Genomic DNA, 23063 nt, shown 5'->3' with positions numbered 1-23063 from the left:
TTGCGAGGTCTGAACGCCCGGATCGAACGACCGGTTTTTATATCTTTTCATCCAAGTTCTGGAGGTTCTCATGCAATTGAAATGGACTGCGGTCGCACTGGCTGCACTCACGCTCGTGGCTTGCGGCAAGAAGGAAGAAGCTGCTGCTCCGGCGGCACCGGCACCCACGGCTGCGGCTCCGGCCCCTGCTGCGCCTCCTGCTGATGCCCTGGTCGTCAAGATCGGCCACGTCGGCCCGACCAGCGGTCCCATTGCCCACCTCGGCAAGGACAACGAGCTCGGTGCCAAGATGGCCATCGAAGACCTGAATGCAAAGGGCTTCAAGATTGGCGACAAGGTTGCCAAGTTCGTGCTGGTTCCCGAAGACGACGCTGGCGATCCGAAGCAAGGCACGGCAGTCGCCCAGAAGCTGGTCGATGAAAAGGTCAACGGCATCGTCGGTCACCTGAACTCGGGCACCACGATCCCCGCTTCCAAGCTGTACAGCGACGCCGGCATTCCGCAGGTCTCGCCGTCGGCCACCAACCCCAAGTACACCCGCCAGGGCTTCAAGACCACGTTCCGCGTGGTGGCTGACGACACGCAGCTGGGCGGCACGCTCGGCAAGTACGCCGTCGAAACGCTCAAGGGCAAGAACATCGCCGTGATCGACGACCGCACGGCCTACGGCCAGGGCGTTGCCGAAGAGTTCGAGAAGGCTGCCAAGGCCGCCGGCGCGACCATCGTGGGCCACGAGTTCACGACCGACAAGTCGACCGACTTCAACGCCATCCTGACCAAGCTGAAGGCTGCCAAGCCCGACGTGCTGTTCTTCGGCGGCATGGACGCCGTGGGCGGCCCGATGCTCAAGCAGGTCAAGCAGCTCGGCCTGAACGTCAAGTTCATGGGCGGCGACGGCCTGTGCACCGGCGAACTGCCGAAGCTGGCAGGCGACGCCATCGGTGAAGACATGGTGGTCTGCGCCGAAGCCGGCGGTGTCGACGGCGACTTCAAGCAGCCGCTGGAAGACTTCAAGGCCAAGTTCAAGACCAAGAACGGCGTCGAAGTGCAGATCTACGCACCGTACGTGTACGACGCGGTCAACGTGCTGGCCGAAGCCATGGCCAAGGCCGGCTCGTCCGACCCGGAAAAGTACCTGGCTGAAGTCGGCAAGGTGCAATACAAGGGCGTGACCGGCCCGATCGCCTTCGACGAAAAGGGCGACATCAAGAACGGCGCCCTGACGCTCTTCACCTACAAGGGTGGCGTGCGCACGCAGATCGCCGTGGTGCGCTGATCGCATTGCAGCCAACGACCCTTCACCGGGTCGTTCCATGACAAAAGGGCCCTCGGGCCCTTTTTTCATTCAGGGGTGCGCGCCGCCGTGGCGCGGGTCGGCCTTCAGAGCGCGGCCAGGCCCGAGGGACGGTCCGCGTTGCAGTACTCGATGAAGGCGTCCAGGTCGCGCGACTTGTCGAACACCGCGTCGGCGCCCAGGGCCTGGCAGCGCGTGCGGATGTCCGGGGTGACGTAGTTGCTCAGCACCACGACCCGCTGGTGCGGGCCGCGCTCGCGGCAGCCCGACAGCACGCCCAGGCCCGAGCCTTCCTTGAGGAACAGGTCGACGATGAGCAACTGCCAGGCATCGGGGTGGGCGGCGAGCCAGGCGAGGGCGCCCGATTCGGTTTCGGCATAGCCGACGACATGGCCGTTGACGAGGTCCTCGAGGGCCGGGACCAGGTTGTCCCTGATGGTCTTGTTGTCCTCGACGAGGAACGTGATGAGGGCCATGCCGCGGTTTTGATGTGTGAACCAATAGCGTAGCGTGGCGCAAGCGGTCTCCGCGTAGGAGAAGGGAGAACGACGCACGCAAACCGTGCGGAAACAACGGCGATCAGCGCTTGTCCGACGTCGCCTGGGTGCGGATGCGCGCCTTGAGCTGCTCGGCCAGCGCCTGGCTCTCGTCGCGCTCGGCGGTCACTTCGAGGCGCTTCTCGATTTCCTCGCTCAGCGCCGCATTCACTTCAGCCAGTTTCTCGGCCGACTGGGCGAGTTTTTCCTCGAGCTGGCTGGTGTGCTCGATGGCCTGCGCCACCTCGCCGACCTGGACCTCGTCCGGCAGTTCCTGTTCCAGCACGGTGCTCACGACGGCGAGGTTGTCCGAGGCGCGCTGCACATCGGCGGCCACCTGTTCGCTCTTTTTCAGGGTCTTGTCCAGCGAGGTGGTGCCGCGCGTCAAGGTGGGGGAAGGTCCGGCCATCGAGGCTCCTTTGCGGCAGGCGAAGTGGGGTGGAATGTCGGTCGATTCGATTCCGCGCATCGTACCGCCAGATGCGGCCTTGCTAAGGATTGGCAACAGTTGCTGCGTGGCAACAGGGGTCAGCCGAAGTCCTACGGAATCGGCCGCGAGTTTCGGACTGGGCCGATGGGGGATTTTTGCCGCCCCCGGGAAGATGCAGAACATCCTCTTCCCCCTCCAAGGCTCGCCATGATCAGACACGCACTCGTGATCGACCAGGTCGAACGCACCGGCCTCGCGCTGGCCACCTTCATGCGCTACGCCGGCATTCCCCGCGTGGACGTGACGCGCAGCGGCCATGGCTTTGTCGAGGCGGTACTGCACCGGCGCCACGACCTGCTGGTGGTGGACATCGACACGCCCGAAGTCACGGGCCTGCAGATGATCGACGCGGTGGTCGAGGCCGGCAGCCCCGCGGCGCTGGTGCTCATGAGCGCGCAGCCGCCGCGCATCCTGCAGGCGGCGCAAGACTACGCCAGGGCCCGCGGCGCGCGCGTGCTCTCGGCCATCGCCAAGCCGCGCACCATGGTCACGATGGCCTCGGCGGCGCAAGCCATGGCGCGCGAACGGCGCCACCGGGCCGGGTTGCGGTGCGGGAGCGCCCCGCCTGCGAACGGCGCACCGGCCTTCACGGAAGCGGTCCTGCGCGAGGCGCTGGCCACGCGCCAGATCGCCGCCCACTTCCAGCCCCGGCACTGCGCGCGCACGGGCGTGCTGCGCGGCGCCGAGCTGCAGCCGGGCTGGTACCGGCCCGATGACACCTGGCTGCCCGCGGCCGACTTCCTGCCCGCCATTGCGCAGGTCGGCCTGCACGAGGCGTTGGTGCAGCGCATGCTCGAGTGCGCCTTCGAACTGCTCGGCTATATGCACAAGGACCACGGCCTGCGCCTGGGCGTGCGCGTACCCGCGTCGGTGGCCGCCTCGGTGTCCTGGGCGCAGGGCGTGGCCGAGCAGGCCGAACGCGCCGGCATCGCCGCCGACCAGCTCGTGCTGGAGATCGCCGAAGACGGGGGCGCGCGCTGCAACGAGGTGTTGGCCGGCGCGGTCGCGCACCTGCGGCTGCGCGGGTTCCACTGCGCCATCGACCGCTTCGGCCAGGGCGACTCGACCCTGAGCCGCTGGTTCAAGGTGCCGTTCAGCGAGCTCCAGATCGACGCGCGCCAGCTCGCGCAAGCGCGCGAGAACCCGCATGCCCGCCACATCCTCGCGAGCGTGATCGCGATGGCGCGCGAACAGCACGCGACGCTGCTCGTGAAGGGCGTCGACGGCGAGCGTGACCTCGCGTTGGCCCGCAGCCTCGGGTGCCACTTCACGCAGGGTGCGCAGCACGCCGCGCCGATGGCCGAGTCGGCCTTCGTGCAGTACGCAGCGCTGCTGCGGTATGCGGCGGGGCGCCCGCAGGCGCCGCACAACCCCGACGCGGGTTGAGGCGCGCTCAGGCGGCGCGCCGTGCCAGCACCGCTTCGGCGGCTGCCTGCAGTTCCGTCCAATCGGGGGCGATCACCGCCATCGCTTCCTGCTTCACCAGGACGCTGAGCCGGCCGCACATCGCGGCAATGGCCGGCTCGCCGATCATGGCGAAGGCACCGCGCACCGCATGCAACTCGTCGCCGATCGCGCGCCGGTCGCCGGTCGCCAGGGCCTCGCGGACCTGCTGCGCGGAAGACGCCAGCGACGAGACCATCGCGTCGTGCAGGCGCGCGTCCAGCGGCGCGTGCGGCGCTTGCGCAGGCGCGACCGGGGCGCTGGCCACCCGTGGCGGCGCAGCCGCGCCCAGCGTCTTGAGGATCGCCTGCTCCAGTGCCGGCAGCAGCACCGGCTTGAGCAGCACCCCCGCGAAACCCGCCAGCGAGCATTGCTGGTAGCCCTCCTGCTCCAGGTGCGCCGTGATGGCGATGAGCGGGATCGACGGCATGCGCTCGCGCAGCCGGCGGGCCAGCGTGTAGCCGTCCATGCCGGGCATGTTCAGGTCGGTCAGCACGAGGTCGTAGCGCTGCGCGGCGAACAGGGCCAGCGCGGCCTCGCCGTCGGGCGCCACGTCGGCGGCGACGCCGAGCGCGTCGAGTTGGTCGCTGATGAGCGCCCGGTTGGCCGGATGGTCGTCCACGACCAGCAGGCGCACGGGACGCAAGGGCAGGGCAGCACGGGTGTCCGATGGCGCGACAACTTCGGGCGCCAGCGCCACCAGCGGCAAGGTCACCGTGAAGCACGAGCCCGCGCTCGGCTGGCTGCGCACGGCGATCGTGCCGCCCATCTTGCGCGCCAGCCGCTGGCAGATCGACAGCCCCAGCCCCGAGCCGCCGAACTCGCGCGCGGTCGACGCCGAGGCCTGCATGTAGATGTCGAACAGCTGGGGAATCTGCTCGGGCGGCACGCCCATGCCGGTGTCGGTCACGCGGATCGCCACCGGCGAGGCCTGCCCCGGCGACAGCGGCCCGACCTCCAGCGTCACCGCGCCCGAGGCCGTGAACTTGATCGCGTTGCTCAGCAGGTTGACGACGATCTGGCGGATGCGTGTCGGATCGCCCTCGTAGCCGGCGGCCAGGCCGGGGTGCACCACGCAATCGAGCCGCAGCCCCTTGGCGTGTGCCGAAGGCTCGAACATCTGCGCGCAAGCCTGCACGATCTCGGGCAGCGCCACGCGCGTGGTTTCGAGCTTGAGGTGGCCCGATTCCATCTTCGACAGGTCAAGGATGTTGTTGACGATCTCGAGCAGGGTGCGCGAGGCCTGGCGCACCGACTGCAGGCGCCGGGCCTGCACCTCGGGCGGCGCGCCTTGGCCGAGCAGTTCGAGGTTGCCCAGCACCGCGTTCAGCGGCGTGCGGATCTCGTGGCTCATGGTGGCGATGAACACCGACTTGGCGCGGTTGGCCGCCTCGGCTGCCTCGCGGGCTTCTTCGCGCTTCTTGTCGAGTTCGTTGCGCTCGGTGGTGTCGGAGAAGCTGCACAGCAGGGCGTCTGCGCCCTGGTAGCGCGTGCGCGTGCATTGCAGCAGCAGCTCGCAGGCCTGGCCGTTCTTCAGGGCCAGCGGCATGCCGGCGTCATGCAGCGTGCCGCCCTGGGCGCGTTCGCGGTAGAGCGCGGCCATCTGGCGGTGCAGCGGCTCGGGCGGCGCGGTGGCCGCCGCGTAGTGTTCCATCAGGGTGTTCTGCAGCAGCACGCGCTCGTCGTCGAGCGCGATCAGGCAGACGCCGAACGACGAGGTGGCGATGATCGCGCGGTTGAGCTGCTCGCTCTCGAACACCCGCTGCGAGCGACGGTAGGCGGGCTCCAGCAGCTTGCGCCTGAAGAGCAGCAGCAGGCCCCAGAGCGTGCCCAGCACCACCAGCGTGGCGCCGCCGTAGCGCAGCAGCTGCGGCTTCAGCGTGGTGAAGACGGTGCGCCACGAGTAGGCGTACACCAGCGACCAGCCGGTGCCGGCCAGCGGCGTCGAGAGGCTGAACACGCCCGCGCGGTAGGTTTCGCGCGGCAGGGCGGGGCCGGCTTGGCGCAGGCTGTGGGCCAGCGCGGTGGCCATCAGCGCGCCGCCGTCGATGGCGTCGCCCGTGCGGTCGGCCGAGAGCAGCACCCGGCCCTGCGCGTCGACCAGCAGGGCGGCCGTGTCTTGCGGCGTGTGGCGCAGGCGGTTGTGCAGCACGCTGGACGGCAGGTTGCTCACGAACACCATGAAAGGACGACCCTGCATGTCGAAACCGGGCTGCACCAGCTTGAAGGGCGATGCCCCCGGTGCCAGCAGGTCGGGCGCCGGCGGCTGCCAGGCGACGCGCCGCTGCGTGCGCCACTGCGCGGCAAGCGCCGGGTCGCCGGCGAGGTCGCCGATGTCGTAGCTCAGACGCGCGATGAGCGCGGCGGTGTCCGGCAGGCCGGTGCGGGCCAGCACGCCCTGCAGGCCGCCTTTGGGCGCGGGCATCAGCGTGAGCAGGCGGTGGTCGGGGGTGTAGGCGTAGGCGCCCAGCGGCGAATTGCGCAGCTGTGCGACGGCGGTGACGCTGTAGGCCTGCATTTCGAGCATGCCCAGGTAGGGCGCGAACGCGTGCAGGTCAGGGGTGCCGGCGGGGTCGACGGCTGCGATGGCGGGTGTCAGCTGCGCCCCGGCCTGCAGGACCACCTGGCCTCCGTCGCGCACGAAGGCCTCCAGCGTGCCGGCGGCCGGCGGGGCCTGGCTGTTCCAGAGCAGCTCGGCATTCACCACGCCGCGGCGCATCGCCGCCTGCTTTTCTTCGATGTCGAGCTGCATCTGCGCGCTGTGCGCGGCCAGCGTGGTGCGCAGGTTCGCGAGCGCATTGGCGGCGGCGTTGTACAGCACGAGGCCCGCGGCCAGCACGATGAGCAGCGACAGCAGCGCGCCGCCGCCATAGAGCAGGGCGTGCTGGTAGCGGCGCAGCAGGTCCAGCTCCTGGGCCCGCCGGGAAGGTGTCGGGGCCGCAGGGGCGCTGGCGGGGAGGGCGGGCGGGGACATGGCGGGAAAAAAGAAATGGAAATGGTGTGTGCGGGAAGTTGCCGGCGCAAATGGTAGGGCGATTTGCGCGAATTCTTTAATTATTCCCGGGTGTCCTTTTGTTTATAGGACTGGTCCTATGCCCGGCCCCGATCTGGCGGAAAGAATTAGGCTTGCGAAATTCCGTGCATATTCCAGGCCCGGCCGCGCTCCGATATTTATTCAATGGCAGGGTCAGTATCGGCAGGACGCTTTCTCCGTCCCATCGCTTGAGTCTCAGTCTCTTGCGAGTGAAGTCTGGCGGAACCCCCAGTTCACGAAGTATTCGCATCACGGACGCGCAAGCTTTGGTTATCGGACTCGTCTTATGCGTGGTCCTATTCTTTTGGGAATCGTCCGATTATTGAATGGACGATCGACTCATAAACTTCATTCGCTCATTCGAAATACCTAGTGTCTGAAATGAATTGCGCGATGGCAGCTTCGAGTGGCGCTCCTTCAATTCACCATCTACTTTGAAAGTCACCATGAACAAGAACCTGATCTCCATCGCCGCCGCCGCAACCCTCGGCCTGCTGACCCTGGCTCCCGCCGCCCACGCAGCCGACGGCCAGATCGAATTCACGGGCAGCGTCATCGCCAGCTCCTGCACCATCAACAGCGGCGCGCCCAGCTTCACGGTCACGCTGCCGCCGGTGTCGACCAAGGCCCTGGACGTGACGGGCAAGACCGCCGGCCGCGTGCCGGTGTCGATCTCGCTGTCCAACTGCACGGCGGGCAGCAAGGTCCGCGCGCACTTCGAGTCGGGTCCTTCGACCAACGGCGCAGGTCGCCTGGTCGCGGATGCCAGCGGCGCCGCCAACGTCGACCTGCAACTGCTCAACGAGAGCTTCGCCCCCGTGGCCGCCGGTGCCGAAGCGCAGGGCACCACCTTCGTGTCGGTGCCGGTCTCGGGCGACGTCGACCTGACGTACTACGTCGAGTACTACTCGACCGGTGCAGCCACCGCCGGCGCCGTGAAGTCGCGCGTCAGCTACACGATCGCCTACGAGTAAGTCCTTTCGCCACCAGGCTGCCCCACGGGGCAGTCGGGCCGAATTCCCAGGCCTTTCAAGCCGTTTCAGGCCCCACTGGAGACGGCTTGGCAGGAGCGGGCATTCCGCACCACCCGACACACCCACCACCCCACGAGAAAAGAAAGAGACACCATGAAGAAGACGTTCCGCACGCTGTGCCTCCTGGCCGCCCTGGGCGCTGGCCGCGTACCGCTACTCGACCGAGGGCTACATGGACCTCAACACCGCACTGCGCGCGCGCGATGCGGCCGAGCGCGGCCTGTCCATCGACTCGGTGAGCCGGCAGCGCAATCGCGCGCAGGCCACCTTCAGCCAGCAGCTGGGCGACAACGGCGGCCAGTTGCAGGCGACCGTGTCGGCCACCAGCTACTGGAACCGGCCGGATTGCTGCCTGCGCAGCGCCTGGGTTGTCGTGCTGCTGTCGATGGTTGCGACTGTGAGCATGGCACAAGCCAGCGACAGCATGCTGCGAGGGGGGACAGTGGTCGCTTTCAGCAGCAACATCACGTTGCCAAGCCTCGCACCGAAGGGCGCGATCGTGGCGCGCCACTACATCACGCCGCAGCAGCTGTGCGGTCAGCCCAAGTGCTCGTTCTGGAGAGTGGTTGTCTATCCAAAAAATGGTGGTGGTATCGAGCCTGCGGGCGTTGCACTGACGGAAACCAATGTGTCAGGAATTTCTGCGCAACTTCTGATCAATGGGGTGCCGCAGTCCACTGTCGATACGGGGAATGTGAATGTTCTGGCGGTGGAAACATCCTCCATGATGGAGGTGCAATTGATCAGGGATGGACGATCTTTGAAGGGTGGGCCGTTCCTGGGAAGCGCACCTCATCCCCGCCATCCACGCCGCCCGCACCGGCGGCACGTACTACTCGCCGACCATGGATGCCGTGGTGCGCTCCATCGACTGGGAGGTGCGCAGCCGCAACGCCGCGGGTGTGCTGAGCCAGCGCGAGTCGGAGGTGGTGCGGTTGTATGCGTCGGGGCTCACGATCAACGAGATCGCCGAGCAGCTGCACCGCAGCAAGAAGACCATCAGCACGCAAAAGACCAAGGCGATGGAAAAGCTGGGCATCGAGCGCGATGTCGACCTGCTGCGCTATGCGCTCGAAAACGGCCTGACGGCCACGGTGACGGGCGCGCCGCAAGGCTGACCCGTGTGTGGCCTCAGGGCCAGGGCAGCGCCGGCAGGCCCGGCGGTGGCGGCGGCGGGGCCGCCGAGGTGCTCATGAGCCCCGTCTCCATGCCGTAGCGCACGAGGTCCATGTCGCGCAGGATGCCGAGCTTGGCCATGGCCGAGCCCTTCTGCGTGCTGATGGTCTTCTTGCTGCGATGCAGCCGCTCGGCGATCTCCGTCACCGTGAGGCCCGACACGAACATGCGCACCACCTCGAGCTCGCGCTTGGAGAGCATGGCGTGCGGCTGGGTGTCGGTGCGGTGCGGCGCGGTGCGCGCGGCGATCTCGGCCATGCTGGGCGACAGGTAGCGTCCGCTCGCGTAGGCCGCATGCACGGCCGGCAGCAGGTGGCTCACCGAGTCGGCCTTGTTCAGGATGCAGGGCACGCCGATGTCCAGCAGCGAATGGATGATGCCGGGGTTGTCCAGCATGGTCATCACCACGATCTTCAGCCGCGGGTAGCGCTGGCGCACCAGCGCGAACAGCGCGATGCCGTCGCCATGCAGGCCGCCGGGCATGGCGTAGTCGGACACCAGGATCTGGCAGTCGTGCAGCTTGAGCATCTCCATCATCTCGGTGGAGTCGCGCGCGGCGCCCACGACGGTGACCGCCTGGCTTTCGCGCAGCGTGCTCTCGATGCCGATGCGAACGGCGGGATGGTCGTCCGCGATCAGGACGCGGAGATTGAATGGCTTCATGGCGGACCTGTGGAACACAGAGGGATCGAACCTGCGCGCGCCGCGTGCAGGAAGGGCTGCTGTCGAACGCCCGGCCCCCGGCGTCGGGGACGTCTGAAAAAGGGGCCGGTGGCGGGTGCCTCGGGCGATGCCAGCAGGGGATGACTGGACTTTAGGAGGGCGTCGGTCCTGCGTTAAGCGGCCTGATCCGATAGCGGGCCGCCAATGCATAGGACCCGTCCTAATTTGTAAGACGCGGGGTGCCCGGGGCTAGGACCCGCACCTTTTCCGGATCAGATCGGGTCCGAAAACGGGTTCGGACCCGGGCGGCTTCAGGCCGCGGCCGCGCCCTCGGGCGCCCGGCGTGCGAGCGCGGCGCGCGCCGCCGGTTCGAAGCGTTCGAAGGCCTGCGCCAGCGCGGGCAGGTCGGCGTCGCGCAGCTGCGTTTCCATGGCGACGCAGTCGGCGGCGAGCCCGGCTTCGTGGATCAGCGCGAAGGCGCCGCGCAGCGAATGCAGCCCGGCACCGAGCGCGGCGCTGTCGCCGGCGTCCAGCGACGCGCGGATGGCCGCCGCGGTGTCGACCAGCGACTGCACGAGCGGCCGGTGCACGGACGCGGGCAGGGTGCCCTGGGCGATGTCCTGCCGCCGGGCGCCGGCCGATGGCACGGCATCAGGGTCGCGCAGGGTCAGCTGGCGCACCGTGCGTTCGAGCGTGTCGAGCAGGATGGGCTTGATCAGCGCGGTGTCGATGCCCGCCGATTCGCAGCGCTCGCGTTCGCGCACCGCGACGTCGGCCGTGAGCGCCACGATGGGCACGCGCGAGCCCTGCGCGCGCAGCGCGCGTGCCAGCGTGTAGCCGTCCATGCCCGGCATGTTGATGTCGGTGATGATGAGGTCGTGCCGCCGCCGGGCGAACAGGTCGAGCGCCTGCAGGCCGCCCGAGGCCTGGTCGGAGGTGTAGCCCAGCGCCTCGAGCTGCATCTTCACCAGCTCGCGGTTGGCCGGATGGTCGTCCACCACGAGGATGTGCGCCGCCGGCGCGGCCGTGTCGGCGCCGGCCGCCGGCGGTGCGGGCGTGCGTGGGGGCAGGGCGGGCGCGGCCGGCAGCGGCAGCGTGACCAGGAAGGTGCTGCCCTTGCCCGGCGAACTCACCACCTGGATGTCGCCGCCCATGAGCCCGGCCAGCCGGCGGCACAGCGCCAGCCCCAGGCCCGTGCCGCCGAAGCGGCGCGCGATGCTGCTGTCGGCCTGCGTGAAGGGCTCGAACAGCGCCTTCTGCTGCGCCGCCGTCATGCCGATGCCGGTGTCGCTCACGCCGATCACCACCGGCGAGGCGGGGTCGGCGTCGTCCTTCAGGTAGACCTCGAGCAGCACGTCGCCGGTGTCGGTGAACTTGATGGCGTTGCTCAGCAGGTTCATGAGCAACTGGCGGATGCGCGTCGGGTCGCCGAGGTGGTGCGGGGCGAGGGCGTCGTCGATCACGCAGTCGAGCGCCAGGCGCTTGGCCTGCGCCAGCGGCGTGAAGACCGCGATCACCTGCCGCGCCGTGTCCGCGAGGTCGAAGCGGATCGACTCCAGGCGCATCTGGTCCGACTCGATCTTCGAGAAGTCGAGGATGTCGTTGATGATGCCCAGCAGCGCGGTCGACGACGACGTCACGGCGCCGAGCCGCTCGTTCTGCGCGGCCGACAGCGGCGAGCGCTGCAGCAGCTCGAGGTTGCCCATGATCGCGTTCAGCGGCGTGCGGATCTCGTGGCTCATCATGGCCAGGAAGGCCGACTTCGCATGGTTGGCCTGGTGCGCGGCCTCGCGCGCGCTTTCCAGTGCACGCTCGGCGTTCTTGCGCGTCGTGATGTCGGAGAAGTTGCACAGCAGCACGTCGCTGCCCTGGTACTTGGTGCGCACCACGCTCACGAGCAGTTCGGTGACTTCGCCGCCGGCCAGCGTCACGGGCAGTTCCAGGTCGGGCAGCCATTCGGGAGCGCCGGGGGCGTCGTCGTACAGGCGCAGCAGGCGCTGCGGCAGGGGCGGGTCTTCGGGCCGCGCGTTGTCGGTGCAAGCCTGCATCACCTGGTTCTGCAGCAGCACCTCGCCCGAGGGATAGCGCAGCAGCGCCAGGCCCGAGGGCGTGGTCGCGACCATGGTGCGGTTGAGGTTCTCGCTTTCCACGATGCGCTGGGAGCGCGCATAGCCGGGCCGGAACACCTTGCGGTCGAGCAGGAGCAGCGCGGCCCAGACGAAGGCGATGAGCAGCAGCATGGCGCCCGCATAGAGCGCCAGCCGCAGGCCCAGCTCGGACGCGATGGTGCGCCACGAAAAGGCGTAGAGGTAGGTCCAGTCGGCGTCAGCGATCGGGGCGCGCAGCGTGAAGAGGCCGTCGCGGTACTGCAGCGTCGCGCCGTTCGCGGCCAGCGACGGCTGCGAGAGCTGCAGCGCGCGCGCCTGCAGGCCCTCGGTGCCGCTGGGGCCGTGCGTCTCGGCGATCACCCGGCCCGACGGGTCCACGAACATCGAGGCCTCGTCGTGGCGCTCGTTCGACAGGTGCGCGGTGATGATGTCCAGCGGGTAGTCGTTCACCAGCACGACGAAGGGCTTGCCGTCGTGGAAGCCGGGCTGCGCCAGCCGCAGCACCGTCTCGCCGGTGAAGGGGCTCACGGCCGGCGGCAGCCACACGGCCGTGCCGCTGTCGCGCAGGCGGGCGACGACGGCGGGGTCGTTCAGGTCGCCGAGTTCGGGCGGCGCGATGCGCTGGAGCAGGTCTTCGGTGGTGCGTGCGCCGTGGCGCTCGAACAGGTCGGCCGCGGCGGGGGCCGGCACCACGGCCAGGAAGCGCAGGTCGGGCGCGTAGAAGTAGCTGGAGTGCAGCGTCAGCGTCTTCGTGTAGGCCGCCGAGCGGTAGCCGACCTCTTCGGCCAGCCCGAGGTACTGCGCGAAGCTGTCGGCCGGGCGCTGCGCCGAGAGGTCGCCCAGCAGCAGCATCGGCGGGAAGTCCTTGTTGCTGGGCAGCACCAGCCGGCCCTCGTGCGCGGCGAAGGCGTCGACCAGCGACTGCGGCGCGCGTGCGCGCCGCTCCCAGGCGCCTTCCTCGTGAAAGATGTTGATCCGCGCCGAGCCCTGGCGCACGAAGAGTTCGAGGTGGAGCAGGGCCTTGCGCGCATTGAATTCGGCCTGCCGCTCGGCCACGTAGTCGCGCACCTGCGAAGAGAGCATCACGCCGGTGGCGGCCAGCAGCACGAGCGAGGTGACGGCGCCGCCCACGTACAGCAGCGCGCGCTGGTAGCGGTTCAGCAGGCTGATCACACCGCGTGGGGTGGCGCGCGAAGCGCCGAAGCCGAAGAAACGCGGGAGATCGCTGGGCATCATGGCATCCGGGTGATCGGAGCGGGCGGGAAGAAGATGCCCGCGATGGTAGGGCACTGCCGTGCGTGCGGGCGCACCGCGGGGACGGGCGCGATGCACGCCTGCGGGGCGCATCGGGTGATCGCTGTATCAAGAAATGTCGACATTGGTGCAAACACCGTGGTTGACAGATCGTTTGTCGCAGACCATCGGCGGCCAGATCGCGTGCCGGACGGGCAGGCCGGATGGCACGCAATTTGCACAAGGCACGCCATGACAGCCAGCTCGCCGCGCACCTCCGCCAAGGCCCCCAAGGTCACCCGCATCGACCGCGACAACGACAGCACCGTGCAGTCGCTCACGCGCGCCATGCAGCTGCTCGAACTTCTGGCCGAAGACGACGAGGGCTTCCGGCTGGTCGACATCGCGGCGCACACGGGCCTGTCGTCGTCCACCGCGCACCGGCTGCTCACCACGCTCGAGCAGCGGCGCTTCGTGCAGTTCGATCGCGAGACCAACCTCTGGTACGTGGGCGTGCGCTGCTTCTCGGTGGGCGCGGCCTTCGGGCGCCGCCGGCGCATCGCGCACCTGGCGCTGCCGGTGATGCGCCGGCTGCGCGACAGCACGGGCGAGAGCATCAACCTGGGCATTGCCGACCTGGGCGACATCGTGTTCGTCACGCAGGTCGAGAGCCGCGAACTCATGCGCGCCATCGGCAAGCCGGGCTTCCGTGCGCCGCTGCATGGCACCGCGATGGGGCAGGCGATCCTGGCGGCGATGTCGGAAGACGACGTGCTGCAGTACCTGCGCACCTACGGCCTGCCCAAGCTCACGAACAACACGATCGCGCGCGCCTCGCGGCTGCACGAAACGCTGGGCGAAGTGCGCCGCGCGGGCCATGCAATCGACGACGAGCAGAACGCGGTCGGCCTGCGCTGCATTGCCGCGGCCATCCGCGACGAGCATGGCCAGCCCTTCGGGGCGATCTCGCTGGTCGGCCCGACGCAGCGCATCAAGAGCACCGACTTCCCGCACCTGGGCGCCACCGTGCGCGCCGCCGCCGACGAGATCACCGCCGCCTACGGCGGACGCGCCCGCTGAGGCGCGCGCATTCCACTGGCGCAGCGCGCCAAGTGCTTGATTCCTAAGCCGTTTTTCCGACCGTCCCGCGCAGCGGGATAGTCCGCTGCGCGCGTGCGGCGCGCGCTCCAATGGCTTGCCCTTCAACCGCACCTCCTTGCACAAAACCATGAAAACATTGCTTCCACAGCACGGCATCAGCCGAACGCTGACGCGGGTTTGCGACTGGACCGTGATCGCCTGCGGCTGGTGGCTGATCGCGCTGTCCGTCATGACCTGCGTCGAAATGCTCGGCCGCAAGGTGTTCTCGTTCAGCCTGCAGGGCATCGACGAGATCGGCTCCTACACCTACGGCATCGTCGGCGCCTTCGGCTTCGCCTACACGCTGATCACGCGCAGCCACACGCGGGTCGACTTCCTGCTGTCGCGCTTCTCGGTCGGCACGCGCGCGCTGCTCAACATGCTCGCGATGGTGAGCCTCGCCGCGCTGGCGGTGCTGTGCCTCTGGCGCGGCTACAACGTCGTGGTCGAGAGCATCGAGCTGCAAAGCACGGCCGCCACGCCGCTCGCCACGCCGATGTGGATTCCGCAATCGATCTGGCTCGGCGGCTACCTGATGTTCGCGCTGGTCGCGGCCTGGGCGGCCTTCGATGCGCTGCGCCTGTTCGTGCGACGCCGCACGGGCGAGCTCAACGAGCGCTTCGGGCCGCAGACGCTCGAGGAAGAGATCGAGGCCGAGACCGAGGTCCAGATCAAGAGTCCGGCGCAGCCGCCGGCCGAACATGCTGCCGCCACCGTGGCCAACGCCACCGGAGTCGCCTCGTGATCGGGCCGCTCGAAATCCTGGCCGGCCTGGCCATCATGCTGGGTCTGATGTTCCTGGGCTTCCATGTCGCGACCACGATGCTGGTCGTCGGCCTGCTCGGGTCGCTGATCCACTTCGGCATGCCCGCCATCAACGCCGTCGGCGAGCAGCTCTGGGCGGCCGGCGAAGACTATCTGCTGCTGTCGATCCCGCTGTACATCCTGCTGGGCGAGATCCTGATGCGCGGCGGCGCCACCGACAAGATGTACCAGTCGCTGGGCCAGTGGCTCAACCGCATGCCGGGCGGGCTGCTGCACACCAACATCGGTGCATCGGCGCTGTTCTCCGCGGTGTCGGGCTCGTCGGTGGCGACCGCGGCCACCATCTCGACCGTCGCGCTGCCCGCCTTCAAGAACCGCAACTACGACCAGCGCATGGTGCTGGGCACCATCGCCGCCGGCGCCAGCCTGGGCAACCTGATTCCGCCCGGGGTGGCTTTCATCATCTACGGCTCGATGACCAACACCTCGGCGGCGCGGCTGTACATGGCCGGCATCCTGCCCGGCGCGATCATGACGGTGCTGTTCCTGCTCACGATCCTGGCGATCTGCGTGTGGCGCCCGTCGGTGGCGGGCATCCGCGAGGGCCGCACCGCGCTGGCGGAGAAGCTGCGCCACTCGGTGCACCTGCTGGGCCCGCTGGCCGTGTTCGCGGTGGTGATGGGCGGCATCTACACGGGCTGGGCCACCGTCACCGAAAGCGCGGCGCTGGGCGTGATCGTCTGCCTGCCCATCGCGGCGGGCTACCGCAAGCTGAACGTTTCGATGCTGCACGAGTGCTTCCGCTCGACCATGCGGCTCACCGCGATGACGGCGTTGATCCTCGTGGCGGCGCTGTACCTGAACTTCGTGCTCTCGATGCTGGGCGTGCCGCAGGCGCTGGCCAGCCTCATCAAGTCGGCCGACGTGTCGCCCATCATGCTGCTGTGGATGCTGGCGGCGCTGTATCTGGTGCTGGGCATCGCGCTGGAGACGATGCCGATGCTCGTGGGCACGCTGCCGGTGGTGTTCCCCATCGTGCAGGCCGCGGGCATCGACCCGGTGTTCTTCGGCGTCTTCATGGTGCTGATGTGCGAGATCTCGCTGATCAGCCCGCCGATCGGCATGACGCTCTACGTGATCCAGGGCGTGCGCGGCGAAGGCTCGATCAACGACGTGTTCCAGGGCACCTTGCCCTTCTTCGTCGCCATGGTCGTGATGACCGCGATCCTGATCCACAACCCCTGGATCGCGACCTACCTGCCGAACCTGCTGTTCGGCAAGTGACGGCCCCTTTTTCTCCCGCTCTCGAACCACCTTTCAACCTTTCAAGGAGTCAGGCATGCAACTGAAATTCGTTCTCCCGCTGATCGCGGCCACCCTGGCGCTGGCACTGCCGGCGCAGGCGGACAACGCCCGCCTGCGCGTGGCCGGCAACCTGGTGGCCACCGGGCTGATCCAGCAGACCAAGGAGCAACCCTTCTTCGAGAACTTCGCGAAGAACACGGGCCTGCCCATCGATGCCGACTACAAGCCGATGGACGTGCTGGGCGTGAAAGATGCCGACGGCCTGCGCGTGCTGAAGTCGGGCCTGTTCGACATCGTCACCCTGCGCCTGGCGCAGGTGTCGCGCGACGAGCCTTTCTTCCTCGGCCCCGACATCGTGGGCCTGTCGACCGACTACGAGGTGGCACGCAAGGTGGTCGATGCCTACCGCGAGGCCTTCGACAAGCGGCTGCAGGAGCGCCACGGCGGCAAGCTGCTGGGCATCTATCCCTTCGGCCCGCAGGTGGTGTTCTGCAAGGTCGCGATCGGCGGCCTGGCCGACCTGAAAGGCAAGAAGGTGCGCGTGTACGACCAGTCGCTCGCCAAGTTCATCGAGAAGCTCGGCGGCATCCCCGTGACCATCCCCTTCGGCGAGACGCAGCAGGCGCTGGAGCGCGGCGTGACCGACTGCGCCATCACCGGCCCGAGCTCGGCCAACTCGGCGGGCTGGCCCGAGGTCACCACGCACTTCATGCCGATCGGCTTCCAGATCGCGCTCAACGCGTATGCGATCAACCTGCAGAAGTGGAACGCGCTGAGCGCCGAGCAGAAGGTGAAGCTCACCGACGCCTTCCGCAAGTTCGAGACCGAGGTGTGGGGCTATTCGAAGGAACTGTTCGACGACGCCTCGCGCTGCAATGTCGGCAAGGAGCCGTGCAAGACCGTCAAGAAGTTCGCGATGAAGGACGTGCCGGTGAAGCCGGGCGACCAGCAGATGATCCGCGACGCGCTGACCACGGTGTCGCTGCCGATCTGGAGCGAACTCTGCGACAAGTCCTACGACAAGTGCTCGGCCACCTGGAAGCAGGTCGTCGGCCCGGTGGTCGGTCTCAAGTAGCCCGGTATGCCATCGCTCTGGCAACTCACCGCGACCGAGCTCGCCGCAGGCTTTCGCGATGCGGCGTTCACCCCGACCGACGCGCTGCATGCCTGCCTGCAGCGCAGCGCCGAGGTCAACCCGCGGCTGAATGCGCTCATCACGCTCGACAGCGAAGGCGCCACGCACGCGGCGGAGCAAAGCACCGCGCGCTGGCGCAGCGGCCGGGCGCTGGGCGCGCTCGACGGCGTGCCCGTCACCATCAAGGACAACCTGCAGGTGCGCGGCCTGCCGACGCACTGGGGCAGCCGCGCGCTGGCCGGTGGCGTGGCCGAGCGCGACGAGCTGCCGGTGGCCAGGTTGCGCGAGGCCGGCGCCGTGATCTTCGGCAAGACCAACGTGCCCGAGTTCACGATGCAGGGCTACACCGACAACCCGGTGTTCGGCCCGACCGGCAACCCGTGGGACCCGGCGCTCACGCCCGGCGGTTCGTCGGGCGGCGCGGTGGCGCTGGTGGCCGCGGGCGGCTGCCCCATTGCGCTGGGCACCGACGGCGGCGGCTCCATCCGACGGCCGGCCTCGCACACCAACCTCGTCGGCTTCAAACCCTCGCGCGCTCGCGTGCCGCGCGGCGACGGGCTGCCGCCGATCTTCCTGGGCTTCGAGGTCGCGGGCCCGATCGCGCGCAGCGTGGCCGACGTGGCGGCGGTGATGCAGGTGATCGGCGACCGGCCGGTGGAGGAGGGCGCGGGCCCGCGACGCGCGCGCATCCTCTTCATTCCGCGCTTCGGCGATCACCCGGTCGATCCGCAGATCGCGGCGCTCACTGAAGCGGCTGCGCGCCACATGACCGCACTCGGCCACGAGGTCACGACGGTGCAGGACTTCGGTATCGCCGAGGCGGTCAACCAGCGCTGGTCGCTGCTGGCGCAGGTCGGGCTGGCCTGGCTGGTGGCGCATCCGCAGGAGCTGTCGAGCCGGCCTTTCGACGCGTCGCTGTTCGGCCCCGCGATGCAGGCGAACGCCGAGAACGGCCGCAAGGCCAGCGCGAGCGAGCTGTTCGAGCTGCTGTACGAGGCCGAGCGGCTGCGCAACACGCTGGCGCAGCTGTTCGACCGCTACGACTTCCTGCTCACGCCCGCCGCCGCTGCGTTGCCCTGGCCCGCCGGCGAGACGCATCCCACGCGCATCGACGGGCGCGAGGTCGGCCCGCGCGGCCATGCGGTGTTCGCCGGCTTCGCGAACGCCGTGGGCCTGCCCGCCATCGCGCTGCCGTGCGGCTTTGCGGGGCCGCTGCCGGTCGGCGTGCAGCTCGTGGCGCGCGAAGGGGCGGACGACGCCTTGCTCGCGCTCGCGCGCTCGTTCGAACAGGCCCATCCGTGGCGGCGCTTCCCCGCGTTGTGACGCTTGCCAAGGCCGTGGCGGCGCAGCTCGCGCCGGCCGAGGCCGCGCAGGCGCTGTGCCGCGCGCGGCGCGACGGGCGGCGCGTGATGTCCTCGCTGCTGCCGTCGCACGATCGGCACGCCGCCTACGCCATCCAGGACGCGACGCTGGCGGCGCTTGGCGCCGTCGGCGGCTGGAAGGTCGGCGCGAGCGCGCCGGGCCGCGAGCCCGTGTGCGCGCCGCTGCCGGCCGCGGGGCTGGTGCCCGGCGGCGCGTCGCTGGTCGGCGGTGCATGGCATCTGCGCGGCGTCGAGGCCGAGCTCGCGTTCCGCCTCGGCACCGACCTGCCGCCGCGCGCGTTGCCCTATACGCGCGACGAGGTCGCCGGTGCCATCGACGCGGTGCTGCCCGTGATCGAGGTGGCGGAGACCCGGCTCATCGACTGGCTCGACGCCAGTCCCTCGGCGCTGCTGGCCGACCTGCTGTGCCACGGCGGCCTCGTGCTCGGCGAGCCCACGCCTTTCGAGCGTGCGTGGCTCGACCTCGCACAGACCGAGGTCGTGATGCATTTCGACGCGCAGGTCGTCGCCCACACGGTCGGGGAGCACACGCACCCCGACGTCGGCGCGCTGCTCGTGTGGCTGGCCAACGAAGGCGCAGCCCGGGGCCAAGGCCTGCGGGCCGGCCAGGTCGTGACGACCGGTTCATGCACCGGCATGTTGTTCGCCTCGCAGGGCACGGCCGTGCGGGCGGAAGTGAAGGGGCTCGCGCCGTTGCACGCGCGCTTCTGATTTCTTTCCTGGGATCACTGGAGGAACCCGATATGTCCCATTCAACGATCGACGCGGTCGCGCAGGCGCTGGTGCGTGCGCGCGGCGCGCACGTCGCGAGCCCGGCGGCCGACGTGGCCGGAGGGCTCGCGCAGGCCGACGAGGCCTACGCCGTGCAGCAGCAGGTGGCGCAGGCGCTCGGCTGGTTCGGTGCGGCGTCGCCCCGGTACTGGAAGGCCGGCGGCCCGTCGCGCGATGCCGTGCTGACGCATGCGCCGCTGCCGCCGCGCGGCGTGTGGACCAGCCCGGCCAGGGCCGGCGACTGGCCGTTCCACCTCCGCGGCATCGAGGCCGAGATCGCACTGCGACTCGGGCGCGACGTCGATGCGGCCCTGGCATCGACGCTGGATGTCGACAGCGCACGCGCCCTGGTCGACGCCATGACGGTCTCGATCGAGATCGTCGATTCCCGCTGGCAGGAGGCCCTCGACGCGCCCGCGCTGTGCAAGCTGGCCGACCTGCAATCGCACGGCGCGCTGGTGCTCGGCGAGTGGGTGCCGTTCGTGGCCCGCGACTGGGCCGCGCAAGCGTGCGAGGTGCGCATCGGCGCGCGCGTGAGCGTGGTGCGCCGCGGCACGCATTCGCTCGGCGACCCCGCCTGGCTGCTGCCCGCGTGGCTGCGCCATGCCACGCGCCACGGCCAGACCGTCGCGGCCGGCACCGTGGTCACGACCGGCACCTGGGTCGGCATTCTCGAAGCGGGCGAGGGCGACCTCGTCACCGCCGAATTCCCCGGCATCGGCCACGCGTCGGTGCAGCTCTAGCAATTTCCACAACCCATCCAAAACGGAGACAACCCCCATGATCGCGCTCGACAACCACCCCAGCGGCCGCCACTTCCTGCAGATTCCGGGCCCCAGCCCCGTGCCCGACCGCATCCTGCGGGCCATCAGCTTGCCGACCATCGACCACCGCGGGCCCGAGTTCGCCACGCTGGGCAAGAAGGTCATCGGCGGGCTGCAGCAGGTGTTCCAGACCCGGCACCCGGTCGTCGTCTATCCCGCGTCGGGCACCGGCGCCTGGGAGGCGGCGCTGGTCAACGTGATGAGCCCGGGCGACCACGTGCTGATGTTCGAGACCGGCCACTTCGCGACGCTGTGGCAGAAGATGGCGCGCCGCCTCGGTCTGGAGCCCGAGTTCCTCGCGCTCGAAGGCACCGACGAGACCGGCCTGCCGCGCAGCTGGCGCCACGGTGTGCAGGCCGACCTGATCGAGCAGCGCCTGCGCCAGGACACCACGCACCACATCAAGGCCGTGTGCGTGGTGCACAACGAGACCTCGACCGGCGTCACCTCCGACATCGCCGCGGTGCGCCGCGCGATCGATGCGGCGGGCCATCCGGCGCTGCTGATGGTCGACACCATCTCGGGCCTGGCGAGCGCCGATTACCGGCACGACGAGTGGGGCGTGGACGTCACCGTCAGCGGCTCGCAGAAGGGCCTCATGCTGCCGCCGGGCATCAGCTTCAACGCCGTGTCGCCCAAGGCGCTCGAGGTGGCGAAGACGGCGCGCCTGCCCAAGGCCTTCTGGGCCTGGGACGAGATCATCGAGATGAACCAGGGCGGCTACTGGCCCTACACGCCGAGCACGAACCTGCTGTACGGCCTCAGCGAGGCGCTGGACATGGTGCTCGAACAGGGCCTGCCCGTGATCTTCGCGCGCCACCAGCGCTGGGGCCGGGGCGTGCGCGCCGCCGTGCAGGCCTGGGGCCTGCCGACGCAGTGCGCCGACGAGCGCGTGCACTCGCCCGTGCTGACCGGCGTCATCACGCCGCAGGGCGTCGATGCCGACGCGCTGCGCCGCCTCATCCACCAGCGCTTCGACCTCTCGCTGGGCGCGGGCCTGGGCAAGCTGCGGGGCCGCATGTTCCGCATCGGGCACCTGGGCGACTGCAACGACCTGACGCTGATGGCCGCATTGACCGGCATCGAGATGGGTTTCAAGCTGGCGGGCGTGCCGGTGGCCGGCAGCGGGGTGCTGGCGGCCATGGCGTACTTTGCGCAAACACCGGCCGTCGACGCCGCGTGATCCCTCGGGAAGGGGCTGCGGTCTAGGTGTTTGCCATTATCGTCAACAAGATTGTAAACATTGATGTTGACGTTAATTTCGACAAAGCCTAAATTCCGCTCCACAGCCTCGGTGGTGCACTGGACCGGACCAGCCCGACCCGCGACTGCAAAGTTCGCCAGCGTGCCGGGTCGTTTCCTTGCAAGCTGGCATCCGTGCCACTGCAAGGAGACAAACCGATGCAAAACACCATGACGGACGGCGCCAAGGCGACCGCCGCAGCGCCCGACGCCGCCCTCCAGCCCACCAAGGTGCGCTGGAAGATCTTCCTGATGATGTTGTTCCTGATCTCGATCAACTACATCGACCGGGCCTCGCTCTCGGTGGCCATGCCGCTGATCGCCAAGGAATTCGACATCGGCCCGGCCGTGCAGGGCCTGCTGCTCAGCTCTTTCTTCTGGACCTATGCGCTGATGCAGATCCCGGGCGGCATGCTGGCCGACCGCTTCGGCCCGCGCGTCGTCATCGCCGGCGCCACCGTGGGCTGGGGCTTCTTCCAGGCCATCGCCGCGGCCTGCTCCGGCTGGGTGCCCCTGCTGCTGACGCGGCTGGGCCTGGGCGCCGCCGAGGCGCCGATCTACCCGGCGGGCGGCAAGCTCAACGGCATCTGGATGACGCAGACCGAACGCGGGCGCGGCGCCACCTTGCTCGACGGCGGCGCGCCCCTGGGCGCGGCGCTGGGCGCGATCCTGATCTCGGCGCTGATCGCCGTGCTCGGCTCGTGGCGCCTGGCCTTCGTGATCGCCGGCGTCGGCACCGTCATCGCCGGCTACTTCGCCTGGCGCTACATCCGCAACCATCCGCGCCAGCATCCCGACGTGAACGAAGCCGAGGCGCGCTACATCGAGGCCAGCCATGCCGCCGATGCCGCCAAGGAATCGGCCAATGCCAGCGGCCGCGTGCTCGACTTCTTCCGCTACCGCTCGGTGTGGGGCATGTTCTTCGGCTGGATGTGCTTCAACGCGCTGTTCTACGGCCTGCTCACCTGGATGCCCAACTACCTGTCGAAGGTGCACGGCTTCGACATCAAGCAGATGGGCGGCGCGGTGTTCATCATGTTCTTCTCGGGCTTCGTCGGCGAAATGTTCGGCGGCTGGCTGGCCGACAAATGGATGGCGGCCGGCGCGTCGCAGAGCAAGGTGCTGCGCACGCTGTTCGGCATCTCGTCGATCATCGCGACCATCGCCATCTTCATGGTGACGCGGATCACGGACCCGGTCGCCGTCGTGGTGCTGCTGTCGGTCACGCTGTTCTTCCTGCGCTGGTGCGGCCTGTTCTGGTGCGTGCCGTCGATCCTCGGCACGCGTGCCCGGGTCGGCTTCCTGGGCGGCACGATGAACCTGGGCGGCAACGTGGCGGGCATCGGCGTGCCGATCGTGGTCGGCCTCATCGTGCAGGCCACGGGCTCGTACTTCATGGCGCTGATGCTGTTCACCGCAGCCGGTGCGGGCCTGTTCGTCTGCTCGACGATGCTGATCGACTACAGCAAGAAGCTGCCGGTCTGAGGC

Annotated in this window: 17 protein-coding genes and 2 pseudogenes; 14 read left to right on the top strand and 5 right to left on the bottom strand. The window is 69.0% G+C overall.

Going from position 1 to position 23063, the window contains the following annotated elements:
- Window positions 1-70 precede the first annotated feature (70 nt).
- Window positions 71-1276, top strand: coding sequence for a branched-chain amino acid ABC transporter substrate-binding protein (locus AC1RAD_RS09490; RefSeq protein WP_062470234.1), 1206 nt, complete (start codon window positions 71-73; stop codon window positions 1274-1276).
- 104 nt (window positions 1277-1380) lie between these two features.
- On the opposite strand, the gene AC1RAD_RS09485 is transcribed toward AC1RAD_RS09490, so the two are convergent.
- A complete protein-coding gene (locus AC1RAD_RS09485) occupies window positions 1381-1770 on the bottom strand; it encodes a response regulator (protein ID WP_062470237.1) in 390 nt (129 codons plus the stop codon).
- Between the two features lie 103 nt (window positions 1771-1873).
- Window positions 1874-2239, bottom strand: coding sequence for a hypothetical protein (locus AC1RAD_RS09480; protein WP_070060782.1), 366 nt, complete (start codon window positions 2237-2239; stop codon window positions 1874-1876).
- Between the two features lie 228 nt (window positions 2240-2467).
- Between AC1RAD_RS09480 and AC1RAD_RS09475 the strand changes: the two genes are divergently transcribed.
- On the top strand, window positions 2468-3706 hold the full coding sequence (locus AC1RAD_RS09475; protein WP_492734630.1) for an EAL domain-containing response regulator: 1239 nt from the start codon (window positions 2468-2470) through the stop codon (window positions 3704-3706).
- A 7-nt stretch (window positions 3707-3713) separates the two neighbouring features.
- Here AC1RAD_RS09475 and AC1RAD_RS09470 read toward each other — a convergent pair whose 3' ends face one another.
- Complete coding sequence (locus AC1RAD_RS09470) at window positions 3714-6737, bottom strand: ATP-binding protein (protein ID WP_492734629.1); 3024 nt, start codon at window positions 6735-6737, stop codon at window positions 3714-3716.
- 506 nt (window positions 6738-7243) lie between these two features.
- On the opposite strand from AC1RAD_RS09470, the gene AC1RAD_RS09465 reads away from it, so the two are divergent.
- The 3 genes and pseudogenes from AC1RAD_RS09465 to AC1RAD_RS09455 all read left to right on the top strand — a co-directional run.
- The gene (locus tag AC1RAD_RS09465) at window positions 7244-7771 is read left to right on the top strand and encodes a fimbrial protein (protein ID WP_492734628.1); all 528 of its coding nucleotides are present in this window, start codon (window positions 7244-7246) and stop codon (window positions 7769-7771) included.
- Window positions 7772-7970: 199 nt separating this feature from the next.
- Window positions 7971-8159 (top strand): annotated as a pseudogene (locus AC1RAD_RS09460) (fimbria/pilus outer membrane usher protein); the annotation flags it as partial.
- Window positions 8160-8619: 460 nt separating this feature from the next.
- Window positions 8620-8949, top strand: a pseudogene (locus AC1RAD_RS09455) (response regulator transcription factor); the annotation flags it as partial.
- A 13-nt stretch (window positions 8950-8962) separates the two neighbouring features.
- On the opposite strand, the gene AC1RAD_RS09450 reads toward AC1RAD_RS09455, so the two are convergent.
- Entirely contained in the window at window positions 8963-9670 is a 708-nt protein-coding gene (locus tag AC1RAD_RS09450; protein WP_492734627.1) for a response regulator, read from the bottom strand.
- A gap of 311 nt (window positions 9671-9981) precedes the next feature.
- On the bottom strand, window positions 9982-13011 hold the full coding sequence (locus AC1RAD_RS09445) for an ATP-binding protein (protein ID WP_492734626.1): 3030 nt from the start codon (window positions 13009-13011) through the stop codon (window positions 9982-9984).
- Between the two features lie 252 nt (window positions 13012-13263).
- Here AC1RAD_RS09445 and AC1RAD_RS09440 point away from each other — a divergent pair, with 252 nt between their 5' ends.
- The 9 genes from AC1RAD_RS09440 to AC1RAD_RS09400 all read left to right on the top strand — a co-directional run bounded on the left by AC1RAD_RS09440 (window position 13264) and on the right by AC1RAD_RS09400 (window position 23060).
- Entirely contained in the window at window positions 13264-14091 is an 828-nt protein-coding gene (locus AC1RAD_RS09440; RefSeq protein WP_159271724.1) for an IclR family transcriptional regulator, read from the top strand.
- A gap of 148 nt (window positions 14092-14239) precedes the next feature.
- Window positions 14240-14896, top strand: a complete 657-nt coding sequence (locus tag AC1RAD_RS09435; protein WP_307635772.1) for a TRAP transporter small permease subunit — start codon at window positions 14240-14242, stop codon at window positions 14894-14896.
- Window positions 14893-16200: a TRAP transporter large permease gene (locus AC1RAD_RS09430; protein ID WP_062482466.1), complete on the top strand. Its 1308-nt coding sequence runs from the start codon at window positions 14893-14895 to the stop codon at window positions 16198-16200. Before AC1RAD_RS09435 ends, AC1RAD_RS09430 begins: the two co-directional genes overlap by 4 nt.
- Before the next feature lie 55 nt (window positions 16201-16255).
- Complete coding sequence (locus AC1RAD_RS09425) at window positions 16256-17296, top strand: TRAP transporter substrate-binding protein (protein ID WP_492734625.1); 1041 nt, start codon at window positions 16256-16258, stop codon at window positions 17294-17296.
- A gap of 6 nt (window positions 17297-17302) precedes the next feature.
- Window positions 17303-18679, top strand: coding sequence for an amidase (locus tag AC1RAD_RS09420; protein WP_492734624.1), 1377 nt, complete (start codon window positions 17303-17305; stop codon window positions 18677-18679).
- On the top strand, window positions 18655-19449 hold the full coding sequence (locus AC1RAD_RS09415) for a 2-keto-4-pentenoate hydratase (protein WP_492734623.1): 795 nt from the start codon (window positions 18655-18657) through the stop codon (window positions 19447-19449). Before AC1RAD_RS09420 ends, AC1RAD_RS09415 begins: the two co-directional genes overlap by 25 nt.
- Before the next feature lie 32 nt (window positions 19450-19481).
- Window positions 19482-20252, top strand: a complete 771-nt coding sequence (locus AC1RAD_RS09410; protein WP_492734622.1) for a fumarylacetoacetate hydrolase family protein — start codon at window positions 19482-19484, stop codon at window positions 20250-20252.
- Between the two features lie 37 nt (window positions 20253-20289).
- On the top strand, window positions 20290-21516 hold the full coding sequence (locus AC1RAD_RS09405; RefSeq protein ID WP_492726931.1) for a pyridoxal-phosphate-dependent aminotransferase family protein: 1227 nt from the start codon (window positions 20290-20292) through the stop codon (window positions 21514-21516).
- A gap of 218 nt (window positions 21517-21734) precedes the next feature.
- Window positions 21735-23060: an MFS transporter gene (locus AC1RAD_RS09400; RefSeq protein WP_492734621.1), complete on the top strand. Its 1326-nt coding sequence runs from the start codon at window positions 21735-21737 to the stop codon at window positions 23058-23060.
- The last annotated feature ends 3 nt before the right edge of the window (window positions 23061-23063 follow it).

Source organism: Variovorax sp. GW823-FHT04B03, assembly GCF_058796495.1.
This window is presented reverse-complemented; position numbering and strand designations above follow the sequence as displayed.